This window comes from Paenibacillus dendritiformis (genome assembly GCF_015845845.1).
Classification (GTDB): domain Bacteria; phylum Bacillota; class Bacilli; order Paenibacillales; family Paenibacillaceae; genus Paenibacillus_B; species Paenibacillus_B dendritiformis_C.
The window spans coordinates 13,582-28,636 of sequence record NZ_LDIG01000170.1; the positions used below are offsets into that span (position 1 = coordinate 13,582).

The window sequence follows — 15,055 nt, forward strand, 5'->3', positions numbered from 1 at the left end:
TCCTGAGGGGGTGCGACGATGCTCTTCAAGGGGAAAAAGATCATTTTTTATCTTTCTATTTTTCTGTTCAGCCTTGTCCTCTCCAGTTGTTCGGGCAAGCCGGACTTTTCGCTGATTCAGGTGAATGGCGAGGTCATTTCCCATAAGGAAATTCAAACTGTGCTGCAGCGCTATGAAGATAAAGGGCAATTCGTCCGTGTCTCCGAAGAAGACGTCGTGAAAAGCGCGATTGAAGAGGTTCTGGTGCTTCAGGAAGCCGGCAAGCTGGGGATTACAGTGGATGAAGCCGAATTGGATCATAAAATCGAGGCATTAAAAGAGATGAATCAAAACTTGTTCTATGATTTGGCTATCAAGCAATATGGAACGATCGACAACTATAGGGAGGCATTAAAGCTGCGAATGCTGTATCAGGGGACGAGAGACAAAATTATGGCTGATTACGTAAAGGAAAATCCCATTGATGTTGAACTTGTGAAAGCGCAAATGGTATCCGAAGGGTTACTTCAGGAACAAAGCAAGTATGATAAAGAGGAAAACCGCGCTTTAGTCAGTCAATTTACGCACAGCTATGTTCAGAAGAAAGGGAAAGAGCACTTTGATGAATGGGTTCATTCCCTGGTGGAAAAGGCGAAAATTGAATATGTCTATTGATCATCCCCGTTCACCGCGGGGTATTTTTACGATGAAAGGTTGGATGGGAATGGATAAATTATGGGGTGCTCTTATGACAGGCATCGTCATTCTCAACGGATGCTCCTATTCAGCATCGAATCCTGATCTGTCCGGTCGCACGGGAACCACTTCAAGTCATGACGCTGCCGGGGAGACAACACAGGCGTCGAGCGGATCGGAAGCTCAGGATGAGATTTTCTGGAGCCATCGGGAAATACGCAACCTGCAGCGGTTACATACGTTTATGGAGAACGTGAAGCAAAAAGTCAAGGACGAAATCAAGGTTCTGGCGAGCACCAAAGAAGGCGAAGTCATCCACACGAAGGTCGCATTCGATGGAAATGCCATTCAAGTCACCGTGAACGGCACGCAAGAAACTTATGACCAGATATCTATGGAGGAACGGTTCAGTGCACACTATAACGGGACTTTCATGGAATACCGGGTGAGCCGAAAAGATGAAAAGAGCAAGAAAAAGCTCATTCTCCAAATTCATCCCGATCTCGAGCGCAGCCCATAACCCCCTTTACACGACCGTATTTTTCCAACATACTGAGAATAGAAGGAAGCGGGATGTGCTTGCTTCTCATCCAGACAAGCTAATTAGGGGAGTGATCCGATGTTAAGCGACAAGCTGCTTGCGAAGTTGAACGATCAAATGAATTATGAATTTTATTCTTCCCAGGTGTACCTGGCGATGGCGGCTTACTGTTCGTCGGAGAGCTTTGACGGGTTCGCGAACTTTTTCATCGTGCAGTCGGAGGAAGAGAAATATCACGGGATGAAAATTTTCCACTTCATCAATGCATTGGGCAAACGGGCCATTGTCAACGGCATGGAGCATCCGCAGAATGAGTACAGCTCCTTGCTGGACGCCTTCGAGCATGCCTATGAGCATGAACAGACGGTGACCAAGCGAATCTATGAATTGTCCGATATCGCGTGGGATGAGCGGGAGCATGCCACGATCAATTTCCTTAAGTGGTTCATTGACGAGCAGGTAGAGGAAGAAGCGACCTTCGACAGCATCATTCAGAAGCTGCGCCGCATTGACAATGACAGCAATGCCTTCTATATGCTCGATTCCGAGCTGGCCAAGCGCACCTTTACGCCTGAAGAAGCGTAAGCTTGCCGCATCCGAAATCAACAAGCTGCTTTCCCTGAGCAGGTTCATGTGGAAAGCAGCTTTTTTGACGTGCCCGCCCCCAACAGCTTCCTGGAACTCATTATCTTCTCGGCAGCACAATTCGGAAGATCGTCCTGTTCCGGCCGATTCCGCTGCCCTGTTCGGCGTCTAGGCGAATCCGGCCCCGGTGCTTCTCGACGATATGCTTGGCAATCGTCAGGCCGAGCCCGGTCCCTCCGTCGCTTCTCCGGGACGGATCGCCGCGGACAAAGGCATCGAATATTTTGTCCCGCAGCTCCTCCGCGATGCCGATGCCGTTATCGGCGATCATAATCTCGATTTCTTCGTCTATTTCTCTCAATTCCAGGGATACACGGGTCCCCTCCGGATTGTATTTCAGCGCGTTGGCCAGCAGATTGGAGATGGCCCGGTAGAACAATTTTGCGTTGAACGGGATGTTCACTTCGTGCGCGGGAATGGCATACTCGAAGATGAACTGCTTGTCCTCGAACGGGCCATACCATTCGGCGGCGATCTCGCGCAGACATTCCGCGATATCCGCCGCTTCGGTCGTAAGCGGATAGTCCGGGAGCTCCAGCTTGGATAGCTCGAACACGTCCTCGATCAAGGCCGCCACGAGCTGCGTTTTATCTTGAATCAGGTTCAATGTTTTTTGCTTCTTGTCTTCATCTTGGATGAGCCCTAACTGCAAAGCCTCGACATAACCCTGAATCGTAGTGATCGGCGTTTTCAGATCATGGGAAATATCGACGAGCATGCGCTGCTTGTTCGCCTCCAGCCTTTTCTTCTCCTGCTCCGCCTTCTCCAGCCGTTCAGCCATGATGTTAAAATGATCCTGAATTTGCGCGATTTCGTGGTTCGCTTTCATATTCAGTCTTTTATAATAACGGCCGTTCGCCACGTTTTTGATGGCTTCCGCGACAGCGCTTAGCGGATTCGTAATTTTGCGCGCGGTCCATCGGCTGTAGAAATAAGTGTTAAGGCTGAACAAGACGATGAATAACGCCAATGTTTGCAGCATGATTTTGGTGAAAATCTTATTTTCCGCGTTGTTGAACTCCTTAAGCTCATAGGTTTGGGTCACATATTGCGCGGGGATTTTGACAAGAACATAGCGGTTCTGTCCGTCATGCGCCGTAAACGGAGCGAGCGAGACCGTGTACGGCTTCTCTTTTTGATCGTATAACAGGGCGTTAAGATCTTTTTCCGTATAGGCAGTCGCCTGATCCAGCTTTTTGCCCTTGACGTGCACGATCTCCAACCGTTCATTCAGGATCTCGACCCAGCCGCCGAGCGACTGGATCGCCTGCGATGGAATGTCCTCATATTGCCGACGGACAATCTCGCTGGCCGTCAGATCCGCGGGCCGCGGCCCGTTCAACTCGCGATCCAGCTGATAAGCGAGCAAGCTCAGCAGCCCGAACATAATCAGCCCCAACGTAAAAGAGAAGAAAATATAATTTTTGATCAAAAGACGAAACAGCTTGTTTCGGTTACTCACGGCACTCTTCCTCTTTGGCAAACCGGTACCCGAGTCCACGGATCGTTTTGAGATAGACCGGATTTCTCGGCTGGTCCTCAATCTTTTCCCGCAGCCGGCTGATTTGCACCATGACGGTGTTGTCATCGGCGATATAGGGCTCGGACCATACCTTCTCGAAAATTTGTTTTTTCGTGAAAATGCGTCCTGGCGAACCCATCAGCAGCTTCAGCAGCTTATACTCGTTCGCGCTCAGCGCGATATGCTCGCCGCGTTTGTAGAGGGCGCAGGCGTGGTGATCCAGCACGAAGGCGCCGACGCGCGTGTGCGGGCGGTCCTGAACAGACGGATGATCGTTGAATTCATACGTGCGGCGCAGTTGGGCCTGAACGCGCGCCACCACCTCGAGGGGACTGAACGGCTTCGTAATGAAATCATCCGCCCCCAGGCCCAGTCCGATAATTTTATCGGCGTCCCGGTTTTTGGCGGAAATAATGATGATCGGCAGCTTATATTCCTTCCGTACGCTCTTGATCAACTGATAGCCGTCCAATTCCGGCATCATAATATCGACGATCGCGAGATCGATGGCCTCTTGGCGCAGCATATCCATGGCCGCCGCTCCGTTCCCGGCTTCCAGCACGGTTAGCCCCTCCGCTTCCAAATAGAGCTTGAGCAGACTTACGATATCCGGTTCGTCATCGGCGATTAGCACCGTTTTATGCATCCGTCATTCCCCCTGTTGGCCTGATGATAGGAATCATTCGCTCTCTGCCTGCGAACTCCTTCTCCCTGGAACGGGCGTAAGGTTATTGTAAGATAGATTCGCCGCTGCCGTTCGCAGTCTGGCATTCCCGCGTTCAACGCGCGTATTGATAATCGTGAGCAGGGGCTTGAAGCACAAGGAATTGGAAGAACCGTCAGAGAAGAACAAAAGACCGCTGATTGCCGCTGCATGATTAACCCTGATTCACAACAAAGAAGAACTCGCAGTTTATCATTCCGATAGAATGATGCCTTTGGCAAGCGTAGTCAAAATCATTGTGGCGATCGAATATGCGCAGCAAGCGGCAGAGGGGGAAATTAACCCGAATGAATCCGTCCAATTGGCGGATATAGAGAAATACGATTTGACGAAATTAGACGGAGGAGCGCAGCCCGCTTGGATGGAAAGCCTCAAAGCCCGGAACCTGATTAAGGAGGATGCCGTCCCCCAGGAGGAAGTGGGGAGATGAAGAATTCGACAAAATCAATTCGGACCGCATGATAGCGTCACCACCGGCGATTATGCTCTTCTGCTGTCCAAAATCAACAGCCGCACGACCTTTTCTCCCGAAGTTCACAAGCATTTGGACACCCTTCTGGAAGGGCCGATGCAAAGCCCTGGCAACCAGGAAATGTTCCAGCATTTAGGCTTCAAAGGCGGATCGACCAACTATATTTTAAATACAGCGATGTATGCCGTGGATAGGGATAACAACTCTACCGAAATTTTGTTGTTTTTAAACAATATCGCGAAGCAGGACTACCCGAATATCCAAGAGAACCTGAATGCCTTTTTAAATGGGGTTCTTACCAATCCGGAAGTACGTCAAAAGGTTCGTCAACAAATCGGAATGGCACATTGATCGTCCAGCCTCCCTCAGCATGCGAGGGAGGCTTCGGCACCTCACTGCAAGCTATTCAGCTCCACCACGTCCCCGCTGGCGCCTATCACGCCGTAGCGGCAATCCAGTTTGCCGCAGAGCAGATACTTCTTCCGCTCCGCATCATATACATAGACAGGCGTTAATTCGAGCCGTCCCTTGAGCTTGTCATAAGCCTCCTCATGGCTGACCGCAACCTTCTCTTCGCGTTGGAAGTCATCGAACATGGAGAGCAGCGGCGCGTTATCCATATAATTGATGACTGTGTATTGACGGGGATCGATGAACAGGAGCAGCTTGCGCTGGAACACGCGATTGCTGGACGTGCTCGGTCTCAATACCGCTTGAATGTATCCCCTGTCCCGCTGCAAGCTCTTGAGCACCCATTGTCCCGAATCCTGCGGATAGATCTGGCGCAAGGCGGCTTCGGCGGCGCCAATGCACTTCGCTTGTTCTGCCTCCGCAATCGGAAAGGAATCGGGATGCGGCTCACGGGCTTCCGCTTGTTCCAGCGTAACGGTCTCGTGAAGAGACAGCTCCATTCTTTCCAGAAGTCCCGCTTCCGCAGCCGGCTGCTCCCAAGTCATTAGCTTATCGATATTTACGCTCTTTCCAGCACCCCTAATGAGCTCGAGCGGGATGGCGGTTAAGCCGTCATTGGCAATAAAGATTTCCTCCAGACCGTACACCGGAATGATCCGCTGCTCCTCCAGCAAGGGAAGCTCCACCAGCTTCAATTGCTTCTTCGCCAGCGGCTCCGCCGCTTCCAGCGTAAGCGTATAGTCCGCTTCTTGCAGAAGGGAACGGTCCGGGAATGTTCCGTACACGCTGTAAAAGGTGAGCTTACCCTCCGCATCGAAGCGAAGCTCGGCCCGCCCGCCGGGAGAGAGGGGGACGCCATCGACACATTCGATAAAGTGATATTCTCCATCCTGTTCCTTGTCCAAGCGGAACTGCCGGCCATACACGATCCCGGCTTCCGCCGCAATCCATCGGATGATCTCATTCCGACCTGCGCGTTGGAACGGCGTCCCCGCAGCAAATGACTTCCCGCCTACAAAAATGACGCTTTTATATTGGCCGGTATGCAAATTAACCGTAACGACCGCAGTCCCCTCCGGATTGTTATCTTCCTCCCATTCCGTGATATGGGAAGGGAACCATTCCATGCTGAGAAAATAGTCGGTCTCGTTCAGCAGCGTGACTTCGCGGTACAATTGATGGGAATGCAAGTAATAGTGATCCAGTCCGAATTTCTGCTGCGCGGCATCAATCCATTCCTTGATTCGCTTATCCATTTCGGGTTCCTCCGTTATTCAGTGATGCTTTCATCATACCATTCCGAACCGGTGAACATGAAGCAGAGGCAGACAAGGAGCCTGCTTGTTATGTTATGACAGGGTCTTATTTTCCGGGAAATAAGCGCTTCGCGTTAGACGGAATACAGGGCACGGTTTATACTAAATTCTGAAGGATGGGAAGAGTTATTTGGAAGTTGGAGACTTTATCGTATATAGCCTGTATATAAAGCAAAGATCCCATTGGCGGAGGAGAGCGAGGCCACTATGGACAAGCCCAAAATATTGATCGTCGAAGATGAAGAAAAAATTGCCCGGGTGCTGGAGCTGGAGCTGACATACGAAGGGTATGAGGTAGGCAAGTCATTGGACGGCCTGGATGGGTTCAAGCTGTTCCAGGAGCAGTCCTGGGATCTGATATTGCTGGATGTGATGCTGCCCGGCATTAGCGGAATCGAGCTGCTGCGCCGCATCCGAGCCCAGGATCCGCATACGATGGTCGTGATGCTGACCGCGAAGGACTCCGTGGAGGATAAAGTATCGGGCCTTGATCTCGGGGCCAACGACTATGTGACGAAGCCATTCCAGATGGAAGAGCTGCTGGCGCGCATTCGCGCCTCGCTGCGAATGAGAAGGCTGCCCCCGGCCGCCGAAATTCAGCCCGAGTGGATCACGGTCGCCGATCTGAGCTTGAGCGAGCTGACCCATGAAGTGAAGCGCGGGGAGGACCGCATTGAACTGACGCCCCGCGAGTTCGACCTGCTCGCGTATCTGATGAAGCATGCCCGGCAGGTGCTGAGCAGGGAGCAGCTATTGGATGGAGTGTGGGGATACGACTACTACGGGGATACGAATATTGTGGATGTCTATATTCGCTATCTTCGCCACAAAGTCGACAAGCCCTATGAGACGGCGCTGATTCATACCGTGCGCGGAGTAGGGTATGTGCTGAGGGATTCGAGATGAAGCTTAGAAATAAAATCAATCTCTACACCTCGGTATTGTTCATCGCGCTCATCCTGATTGTCAACGCGGCCATTTACTATATTTTCAGCAGCATGATATTGGACAGCGAAGCGGACAGAGTGGCCGCCGAAGCGCAGCAGGCGCTGGCGGGAATCAATCAGGCCGGCACCTCGATTCCGCCCGACGACCTGCTGCGGGCCTATGCGCCGCTCCGCGGCATTCTTCAGATCGTCAATGCGGACGGAAGCCGGGGCGCGGCGGTTGCGCCGCCGGAGCTGAAGGAGCTTCGCGATCTTCCCGTTGCCTATTATCGTCAGGAAGAGCGCAGCATTGTCGCCTACCAGGGGATTCCGCATGTTTTCGTGTCGCTTCCGATCGTATGGCATGGCGGCGAGGTAGCCAATCTGCAAGTGACGGAAAGCTTGAAGCCAACCGCCGATATGCTCAATATTTTGCGGGTGGTCCTGATTCTGGTGTCGGGGCTTGCCATTCTTCCCGTCCTGATCTCGTCCAAGCTGCTGAGCAACTTCATCACCCGGCCGATCTCATCGATGATTGCGACGATGCGCGATATTCAGCGAAGCGGGCGATTCAAGCGGATTCCGCTGCCGAAGAAGTCCAAGGACGAGCTCTACCAGATGGGCGATACGTTCAATCATATGATGGATCTCCTCGAGGTGAACTATGAGAAGCAGGGACAGTTCATTTCCAACGCATCCCATGAGCTGAAGACGCCGCTGACGATTATCGAATCCTATGCATCCCTGTTGAAAAGAAGGGGGAGGGAGCAGCCCGAGCTGTTCGACGAGTCGGTCGAGGCGATTCATTCGGAAGCCATTCGGATGAAGGATCTGACCCAGCAATTGCTGCTGCTGGCGAAGCATGACGAGATGTGGAAGGTCACGATGGAGCCCGTTGATCTGGGGCATATGGTGGAAGACTGGATCCGCGCTTTTCAGAAAGCGTACCATCGGGACATCACGCTCCAGCGGGAAGCGGACGTGATCATCGAGACCGACGTTCAAAAATGCAAACAATTGTTTTACATCGTGATGGATAATGCGCGCAAATACAGCGAGGAAGCGATTGGGGTTTGCATCAAAAAAGAAGGCCGAACGGCGATCGTCGAGGTTAGCGACAGGGGCATCGGCATCCCGGCGGAATCATTGGACAAAATTTTCGACCGGTTCTACCGGGTCGATAAGGCCAGAACAAGAGCGAAGGGCGGCTTCGGCCTGGGTCTGGCGCTCGCCAAGGAGCTTGCCGACGCGCTGGAAGCCGATATTCGCATCGAGAGCATGGAAGGCCATGGCACCAAGGTTCGAATCATCTTTAATAAGACCCCCTCGCGTAATCTTCCCGGTGCTGAAAGCCGGTCTTTTTGAGCTCGCCCGTAACGAGTGCCGCAAGCTCAAGCTCAGCGATTTCTCATGTTGCTCATGTATACTGTAGCAAAGCAGGTGAGGGAGTCTGGAAATAGGGAGGCGCAAATATGAAAAAAGCATGGCTGGGCGCAGCCGTCATTGCGTTCTTCGCCATTGTGGTCTGGCAGCTTGTTCGCCTGATTATCTTTGCCGAGCCTTTGTCCGCGGCCGAGGCGGCCAGCAAAGTAAAGGAGATGTACAAGGGCAAAGTGGTGGAGGTCAGCGAGCTTCCGCAAGGCTACCGGGTGACGATGGAGCTGGATACGGGAACGTATGAAGTCAGTATTGACAAGGATAAAGGGAAAATCGGCGGGATGACCAGGACAAAAGCCGCACCAGAGCCGGAAGCCAAACCGCCCGTCGTGGAGCCGGATCAGCAGAAGCCGCCCGCGTCATCGAAGCCGGAGCCGAAGCCGAAGCCCCAAAAACGGATCACGAAGGACGAAGCGGCCGCTATCGCGCTCAAGACGGTGGACGGGAAAGTCGATGACATCGACCTGATCCAGTCGGGCGGGGTCGCCTATTACCTGGTCGAAATCGATCGGGAAGACGGCGAGGATGGAACGGTACAGATCAACGCGATAACCGGGGAGGTCAAATCGGTCACCTGGGATGACTGAGGCCGATTGGGAAGGCCGGCTGCTTCTCAGCAAATTCTCATTTTTCTATCCCCGTATCCTCATTTTCGTTGTCTATAGTAAGGATAACACCTTATGAAGGAGGCAATAGGATATGAAACGCGCATTTATCGCCAGCGTGGCAGGTTTATTATTGCTTGGAGGGGCCGCAGGCACGGCGAACGGCTCCGTGAAGAGCTTGACGCACGGGAACCAAATCCTGACTTCGAAGCAGGCCGAGGAGATTGCTCTTCGTGAAATCAATGGCGACATCCGAAGCGTCGAGTTGAAAAAAGAGAACGGCCGTACGGTATTTGAGGTCGAAATCGTGACGGCAGACGGCCGTGACGATAACGAAGTGACATTGGATGCCGTGTCCGGCAAGGTGCTCAAGGTCGAACGGGATGATGACGATGACGCCGACGATCGTCAGCGTGAGCGCCGCCAAGGCCAAGCGAAGGAGCGCACAGCAAGCATTTCGAAGAAGCAAGCGATCGCCATCGCGCTTCAAGATACGCCGGGCAAGGTGATTGAGGCCGATTCCGACAAACACGTCTACGAAATCGAAATTCGAAGCGGAAATCGCGATATCGAATACAAAATTGACAAGTATACGGGCAAAATTGTGGAAAAAGATGTAGATGACGCCGACGATGATGATGAGTGGGACAATGATTAAGGCGGCATAGGCGGCAGAGGGGACGGGCTCCCCTCTTTTTTATGGCCGAACCTGTATCAATCCAACTGCCGGGTAGTTCGGGTCATCGGTACGCTCGACTCCCTCACGATAAGGCGCGGCTCGAATTGAACCCGCTCGTACACGCCCTGCTTCTGCTCGATAATCCGGTTCAGCAGCAGTTCCGCGGCCACTCTTGCCGCTTCGGCGCCCATAATCGAGACGGAGCTCAGCTTCGGGGTCGTAATCGTCCCCCAAAAGATATTATCGATCCCGACGATGGCGATGTCTTCAGGCACGCGGACGCCTAACTCTTTGAACCGGTTGAGCAGCCCGATCGCGATCATGTCGTTGCCCGCATACACGGCGTCGGGCATATTCGCCAGTCCGGCGAAGTAATCCGCGGCCTTCATCCCGGTCTGGAGCGAGAAATCGTCGCCGAAATAGACGAGCGAGATATCGACTTGATGCAGGGCGTCCTCATAAGCGAAAAACCGCTCCTCGATAATGTCCTTGGGCGCGCCCGCATACGCGATTCGCGTGCGGCCGATGCTGATGAGATGCTCCATCGCAAGCCGGCCCTCCTGAGCGGACATGCTCACGATATCGGCTTTGATATCCGAGTCCAATTTTTTGCCGTAGTTAATAATCGCAATCGGGAGTCCGGATTTGTTGATCCAGTCCTTCAATGTTTTCGGATAGGCGAGCGGCAGCAGAATCAGGCCATCGACATGCAGCTTTTTGGCTTCCTTCAAGATTTCCAGCTCCGCCCGGGCGTTGCCCAGCGTATTGATTTGAACGACGCGATAATCATAATGCTTGGCCGCCTGCTCGACCGCATAGGCGATTTCCGGGACGAACGCATTCCGGATATCCGGCACGGCGAGCGCGATTTGCTTCGTCTGGCGGACCTTCAAGCTCTGGGCAGAGGTATTGGGAATGAATCCAAGCTCCTCTACGGCCGCCATCACCTTTGCTTTCGTCTTCGCGCTGATGCCTTCCGCATCGTTGATCGCTCGCGATACGGTCGCGATCCCGACCCCCGCTTTTGCGGCTACGTCCTCTATCGTTACTTTGCTGCGACCCATTCCTCCATCCTCCTGCCTTTTCCGGAAATCCTTCCATCTTCATCATGTGAACAAATCAAGAACATCATACCATAGAATCCTGATTCTTCATTGTTTTTTCACAAAAACAAGGAGCAGATTTGACATTAGCGTGACAATGTGACATATTTAATATCGGAAACGTTTCCGGAATGATTATTGATTTTCCACATTAGCAACCTATTGAACCACTCATTATCTACACGTCCAGGGAGATGATCGCAGTGAAAGCTTTGAGATGGCATGGCGTGAAGGATTTGCGCCTGGAGAACATCGAGGAACCGAAGACTCTCAAAGGCAAAGTGAAAATTAAAGTCGAATGGTGCGGCATTTGCGGCAGCGACTTGCATGAATATACAGCAGGACCAATCTTCATTCCGGAAGGCGCTCCTCATCCCATTACGGGAGAGAAAGCGCCTATCGTTATGGGCCATGAATTCTCGGGACAGGTCGTCGAAGTCGGGGAAGGCGTGACCAAGGTGAAGGCGGGGGACCGCGTCGTCGTCGAGCCGATCTACGCTTGCGGCGAATGCGAAGCCTGCAGACAAGGGAAATACAATCTGTGCAGCACGATGGGCTTCCTTGGCCTTGCCGGAGGAGGCGGAGGCTTCTCCGAGTACGTGGCGGCGGAAGAGTATATGGTGCACAAGATTCCGGACAGCGTGTCCTATGAGCAAGGCGCGCTGGTGGAGCCGTCGGCGGTGGCCCTGCATGCCGTCCGCCAGAGCAAGCTGAAGGTCGGCGATCGGGCCGCCGTGTTCGGAACCGGGCCAATCGGCTTGCTCGTCATTGAGGCGTTGAAAGCATCCGGAGCGGCGGAAATCTATGCCGTGGAGCTGTCCGAGCAGCGCCGCAAGAAAGCCGAGGAATTGGGCGCTATCGGGCTCGATCCATCCAAGGTCGATGTCGTCAAAGAACTTCACGAACGGACCAATGGCGGCGTAGACGTCGCTTATGAGGTGACCGGCGTTCCCGCTGTATTGACGAACGCGATTCACTCCACTTGCCTCGGCGGCGAAGTGATGATAGTGAGCATCTTCGAGCGCGAGGCTCCAATCATGCCGAACGATATCGTCATGAAGGAGCGGACGATGAAGGGAATTATCGGTTACCGCGATGTATTCCCGGCCGTCATCAGCTTGATGGAAAAAGGCTATTTCCCTGCCGACAAGCTCGTGACGAAGCGCATCAAGCTTGACGAGGTCGTGACCGAGGGCTTCGACACCCTCCTGGCCGAGAAAAACCAGGTCAAAATTTTGGTCAAAGCGGAATAATTAATATAGAGCGGATATAGGCCGGATCTCTGCGTGAGCGGGGATCCGGTTTTTTGCTGTCGCCGAGCATGAACTATGCAGGCGAAAAGCAGCGCGGCTGCAAGGCAGGAGCGGGCTGGCGGCCGAAGCGCGAATGGCATACCTCGCAATCGCTTCTTCTTCCCTTACTTTCATTCAAGTGTCACGTAGCCGTGCCGCGAGAGTCACGTTGGCCGTGCCGCGTTTTGATGCAGTCGGTTACGGCCGAGCAAAAGGATGTGGGCTAAGACGGACAACAGAGAATATAGAGACGGAAAGTCGGGGGCGGGAAAAGCGGCAGAAGATGGATATGGATCAGGCAGTGAATCCTGCGTTAATGCAGGAATTTACGTTATTTCAGCCGCGATCTGACGAAATTCCTGCAAAAGTGCAGCATTTCCGCTGATTTTTGCCCTCCACCTGCTGCAAAGGCTGAAATTGATGCAGTTTTGCAGCAATCCCTGTAACGGAGTAAACGCCGTAAGGGAAAACTGCGTTTTTACAGCTTTTCGGCCCGTCGAGCTGTGGGAAGAAGGGGGTGTCTCACTGCAGCAGCCCAAACTGCTTATGAGACAGCCCCTTCATAAGGGTGGACGGCATCGTTCAGATGCCGACAGGCCTACTGCGGATTCGTCGTCCAGATGCCGGCGGTCTTGACGAAGACGCGCTGCGGCAGCTTCAGGGCGGCGAGCGCGAGCTCGGCGACATCCTCCGGCTGCATCATCCGGTCCTCGTCGCCGATTTTGAGACCGGCGTTGACGGCCAGTTCGGTATTGACGGTGCTTGGCGTAAGCGCCGTGACGCGAATGTTATGCTTGCGCACCTCCTGCATCAACGCCTCGGTCAAGCCCATGACCGCGAACTTCGACGCGTTGTAGGCGGAGCCGGTCGCGAAGCCGCGCTCGCCCGCCGTCGAAGAAATATTGATGATGCTGCCTTCGTTCTGGGCGATGAGGCCCGGCAGCACGGCGCGCGTGACATAATAGGTGCCCATCAGGTTCACCTGAATGATGCGCTCCCATTCCTCCACCGGCATGTCGACCAGCGTGCCGAAGGAAGCGATGCCGGCGTTGTTGATGACGATATGAATCGCGCCGAGCTGCTCCTGGATGGAAGCTATCGCTTGCTCCGCTTCGGCTTGCACGCCGACATCGGCCGCCGCGATCGCAACCTTGACATCGTATTGCCCGGCCAGCTCGGCCTTAAGCGCCTCCAGATCAGACTGCGTGCGGGCTATCAGCCCGAGATGCGTGCCTTCCTTGGCAAGCGCGACGGCTAATGCTTTGCCGATTCCTTTTCCTGCCCCGGTAATCAGGGCCGTCTTGTTCGCGAGATTGTTCAGTTCCATCGTACAACTCTCCTTTTTGGGTTCATCAAGTGCGCCGATAGCGCATGGTACATGCCAAATAACTCCGATCCCGCAGATCCCGCGGAGCGCCGCGTATGTAGGGTCCTCCGTCTCAGGATGAGCAGGTTCACAGAGCGTGCTCTCTTTATTATAGGTGAACCAGCGGACAAGATCATATCCATCGTTCATCCTAAAGCATCTTAGCAGCGGCACGGCATAACACGGCGCGGCAGGGGGCAATAGTCGGTTCTGGCCACTGAAGGCAAGGGTTCGTTTAAATGTTCGAATTTGTATGGTAGTATATTGCTAACTGCACTACCGTGTATTTTTGCAGGCAAGAAGCCAGGATGAAGAGACTAATACCACAAGAAGCGGGTTGTCATGATGGATCAGGATAAACGTCGGCTTAGTATCGAAGCCGCAAGAATGTACTACATGTCAGATTATAGTCAGGTCGAGATCGCTTCCATGCTCGGCGTCTCCCGTCCGACGGTATCGAGGCTGCTGCAGTATGCCAAAGATCAAGGCTATGTTCGCATCAACATCGTCGATCCCCTCGAGGATCTGGATGAATTGGGAGAGCGCGTCAAGCAGAAGTATGAACTGGATACGGCGCTCGTATGTTATTCCCCCGTGAATGAATACCACGAAATTCAGAAAAATATTAGCCAAAAAGCGGCAGACTATTTAGTGGAGACGGTTCAGGATACCGACATTATCGGGGTAACCTGGGGGAGAACGATGTACGCCGTGGCGGTTCGGCTGCAGGAGAAGCAGGTGCGGGGCGTCGAAGTTGTTCAATTAAAAGGCGGCATCAGCTACTCCCATGTCAATACGTATGCGGCGGAGACGGTCAATTTATTCGCGGCGGCGTTCCAGACGATTGCCAGATATTTGCCGCTGCCCGTTATATTCGACAGCGTTGCCCTGAAGCAGATGGTGGAGGAAGATCGGCATATCCACCGGATTATTCAATTGGGGAAGCAAGCGAATATCGCGGTCTTTACCGTGGGCACCGTGAATGATGACGCCCTGCTGTTCCAGCTGGGATATTTGAGCAAGGAAGAGAAGAACCTGCTGCAGCGCACCGGCGTCGGCGACATCTGCTCGCGCTTCTTCGACAAGGACGGGAATATATGCAGCGATGATATTAATAACCGGACCGTCGGAATCGATTTGCCGGATCTTCGGAAAAAGGAGAAAGCGATTCTCATCGCCGGAGGCCAGCATAAGGTCGAAGCGATTCGGGCCGCGCTTGTCGGCAATTACGCCAATATTATCGTGACGGATCAATTCACGGCGCAAGCGCTGCTGCAATAATGCATAATATGACAAGAGCAATCCCCCTTGGAATAAGTGGAGGACAAGTCCCTCCGCCTT

16 protein-coding genes are annotated in these 15,055 nt (G+C 53.3%); 11 read left to right on the forward strand and 5 right to left on the reverse strand.

Going from position 1 to position 15,055, the window contains the following annotated elements; translation table 11 throughout:
- Positions 1 to 18: 18 nt before the first annotated feature.
- From ABD76_RS17290 to ABD76_RS17300, 3 genes are all read left to right on the forward strand, one after another.
- A complete protein-coding gene (locus ABD76_RS17290; protein WP_197258463.1) occupies positions 19 to 654 on the forward strand; it encodes a SurA N-terminal domain-containing protein in 636 nt (211 codons plus the stop codon).
- Positions 644 to 1,195, forward strand: coding sequence for a DUF4362 domain-containing protein (locus tag ABD76_RS17295; RefSeq protein WP_197258464.1), 552 nt, complete (start codon positions 644 to 646; stop codon positions 1,193 to 1,195). Before ABD76_RS17290 ends, ABD76_RS17295 begins: the two co-directional genes overlap by 11 nt.
- A gap of 99 nt (positions 1,196 to 1,294) precedes the next feature.
- Positions 1,295 to 1,801 carry a ferritin gene (locus tag ABD76_RS17300; protein ID WP_197258465.1) on the forward strand — a complete coding sequence of 169 codons (507 nt, stop codon included), beginning with the start codon at positions 1,295 to 1,297 and terminating at the stop codon, positions 1,799 to 1,801.
- A 100-nt stretch (positions 1,802 to 1,901) separates the two neighbouring features.
- Here ABD76_RS17300 and ABD76_RS17305 read toward each other — a convergent pair whose 3' ends face one another.
- On the reverse strand, positions 1,902 to 3,323 hold the full coding sequence (locus ABD76_RS17305) for an ATP-binding protein (RefSeq protein WP_197258466.1): 1,422 nt from the start codon (positions 3,321 to 3,323) through the stop codon (positions 1,902 to 1,904).
- Positions 3,316 to 4,029, reverse strand: coding sequence for a response regulator transcription factor (locus ABD76_RS17310; protein WP_197258467.1), 714 nt, complete (start codon positions 4,027 to 4,029; stop codon positions 3,316 to 3,318). The genes ABD76_RS17305 and ABD76_RS17310 overlap by 8 nt, the downstream gene beginning before the upstream one ends.
- 241 nt (positions 4,030 to 4,270) lie before the next feature.
- On the opposite strand from ABD76_RS17310, the gene ABD76_RS17315 reads away from it, so the two are divergent.
- Together ABD76_RS17315 and ABD76_RS17320 are read left to right on the forward strand one after the other, a co-directional pair.
- On the forward strand, positions 4,271 to 4,537 hold the full coding sequence (locus ABD76_RS17315; protein ID WP_338125132.1) for a serine hydrolase: 267 nt from the start codon (positions 4,271 to 4,273) through the stop codon (positions 4,535 to 4,537).
- A gap of 114 nt (positions 4,538 to 4,651) precedes the next feature.
- Positions 4,652 to 4,930, forward strand: coding sequence for a hypothetical protein (locus ABD76_RS17320; protein WP_197258469.1), 279 nt, complete (start codon positions 4,652 to 4,654; stop codon positions 4,928 to 4,930).
- A gap of 41 nt (positions 4,931 to 4,971) precedes the next feature.
- On the opposite strand, the gene ABD76_RS17325 is transcribed toward ABD76_RS17320, so the two are convergent.
- Entirely contained in the window at positions 4,972 to 6,246 is a 1,275-nt protein-coding gene (locus tag ABD76_RS17325; RefSeq protein WP_197258470.1) for a hypothetical protein, read from the reverse strand.
- Positions 6,247 to 6,513: 267 nt separating this feature from the next.
- On the opposite strand from ABD76_RS17325, the gene ABD76_RS17330 reads away from it, so the two are divergent.
- The 4 genes from ABD76_RS17330 to ABD76_RS17345 all read left to right on the forward strand — a co-directional run bounded on the left by ABD76_RS17330 (position 6,514) and on the right by ABD76_RS17345 (position 9,932).
- Positions 6,514 to 7,212: a response regulator transcription factor gene (locus tag ABD76_RS17330; RefSeq protein WP_197258471.1), complete on the forward strand. Its 699-nt coding sequence runs from the start codon at positions 6,514 to 6,516 to the stop codon at positions 7,210 to 7,212.
- On the forward strand, positions 7,209 to 8,597 hold the full coding sequence (locus ABD76_RS17335) for a sensor histidine kinase (RefSeq protein ID WP_197258472.1): 1,389 nt from the start codon (positions 7,209 to 7,211) through the stop codon (positions 8,595 to 8,597). The genes ABD76_RS17330 and ABD76_RS17335 overlap by 4 nt, the downstream gene beginning before the upstream one ends.
- Before the next feature lie 107 nt (positions 8,598 to 8,704).
- Positions 8,705 to 9,256, forward strand: coding sequence for a PepSY domain-containing protein (locus ABD76_RS17340; RefSeq protein WP_197258473.1), 552 nt, complete (start codon positions 8,705 to 8,707; stop codon positions 9,254 to 9,256).
- 112 nt (positions 9,257 to 9,368) lie between these two features.
- On the forward strand, positions 9,369 to 9,932 hold the full coding sequence (locus ABD76_RS17345) for a PepSY domain-containing protein (RefSeq protein WP_197258474.1): 564 nt from the start codon (positions 9,369 to 9,371) through the stop codon (positions 9,930 to 9,932).
- Between the two features lie 56 nt (positions 9,933 to 9,988).
- Here the strand turns inward: ABD76_RS17345 and ABD76_RS17350 are convergent, their stop codons facing one another.
- Complete coding sequence (locus ABD76_RS17350; RefSeq protein ID WP_197258475.1) at positions 9,989 to 11,017, reverse strand: LacI family DNA-binding transcriptional regulator; 1,029 nt, start codon at positions 11,015 to 11,017, stop codon at positions 9,989 to 9,991.
- A gap of 242 nt (positions 11,018 to 11,259) precedes the next feature.
- On the opposite strand from ABD76_RS17350, the gene ABD76_RS17355 reads away from it, so the two are divergent.
- Positions 11,260 to 12,309 (forward strand): alcohol dehydrogenase catalytic domain-containing protein, encoded by a 1,050-nt coding sequence (locus ABD76_RS17355; protein ID WP_197258476.1) that lies wholly within the window; start codon positions 11,260 to 11,262, stop codon positions 12,307 to 12,309.
- A 637-nt stretch (positions 12,310 to 12,946) separates the two neighbouring features.
- On the opposite strand, the gene ABD76_RS17360 is transcribed toward ABD76_RS17355, so the two are convergent.
- A complete protein-coding gene (locus ABD76_RS17360; RefSeq protein ID WP_197258477.1) occupies positions 12,947 to 13,675 on the reverse strand; it encodes a 3-ketoacyl-ACP reductase in 729 nt (242 codons plus the stop codon).
- A 384-nt stretch (positions 13,676 to 14,059) separates the two neighbouring features.
- Here ABD76_RS17360 and ABD76_RS17365 point away from each other — a divergent pair, with 384 nt between their 5' ends.
- Positions 14,060 to 14,995 carry a sugar-binding transcriptional regulator gene (locus ABD76_RS17365; protein ID WP_197258507.1) on the forward strand — a complete coding sequence of 312 codons (936 nt, stop codon included), beginning with the start codon at positions 14,060 to 14,062 and terminating at the stop codon, positions 14,993 to 14,995.
- Positions 14,996 to 15,055 lie beyond the last annotated feature (60 nt).

Excerpts from the sequence above, each read along its gene's own strand:
- ABD76_RS17290 (WP_197258463.1), top strand. The coding sequence starts at position 19 with ATGCTCTTCAAGGGGAAAAAGATCATTTTTTATCTTTCTATTTTTCTG.
- ABD76_RS17340 (WP_197258473.1), top strand. The coding sequence starts at position 8,705 with ATGAAAAAAGCATGGCTGGGCGCAGCCGTCATTGCGTTCTTCGCCATT.
- ABD76_RS17335 (WP_197258472.1), top strand. The coding sequence starts at position 7,209 with ATGAAGCTTAGAAATAAAATCAATCTCTACACCTCGGTATTGTTCATC.
- ABD76_RS17365 (WP_197258507.1), top strand. The coding sequence starts at position 14,060 with ATGGATCAGGATAAACGTCGGCTTAGTATCGAAGCCGCAAGAATGTAC.
- ABD76_RS17345 (WP_197258474.1), top strand. The coding sequence starts at position 9,369 with ATGAAACGCGCATTTATCGCCAGCGTGGCAGGTTTATTATTGCTTGGA.
- ABD76_RS17360 (WP_197258477.1), bottom strand. The coding sequence starts at position 13,675 with ATGGAACTGAACAATCTCGCGAACAAGACGGCCCTGATTACCGGGGCA.
- ABD76_RS17300 (WP_197258465.1), top strand. The coding sequence starts at position 1,295 with ATGTTAAGCGACAAGCTGCTTGCGAAGTTGAACGATCAAATGAATTAT.
- ABD76_RS17350 (WP_197258475.1), bottom strand. The coding sequence starts at position 11,017 with ATGGGTCGCAGCAAAGTAACGATAGAGGACGTAGCCGCAAAAGCGGGG.
- ABD76_RS17330 (WP_197258471.1), top strand. The coding sequence starts at position 6,514 with ATGGACAAGCCCAAAATATTGATCGTCGAAGATGAAGAAAAAATTGCC.
- ABD76_RS17310 (WP_197258467.1), bottom strand. The coding sequence starts at position 4,029 with ATGCATAAAACGGTGCTAATCGCCGATGACGAACCGGATATCGTAAGT.
- ABD76_RS17295 (WP_197258464.1), top strand. The coding sequence starts at position 644 with ATGTCTATTGATCATCCCCGTTCACCGCGGGGTATTTTTACGATGAAA.
- ABD76_RS17325 (WP_197258470.1), bottom strand. The coding sequence starts at position 6,246 with ATGGATAAGCGAATCAAGGAATGGATTGATGCCGCGCAGCAGAAATTC.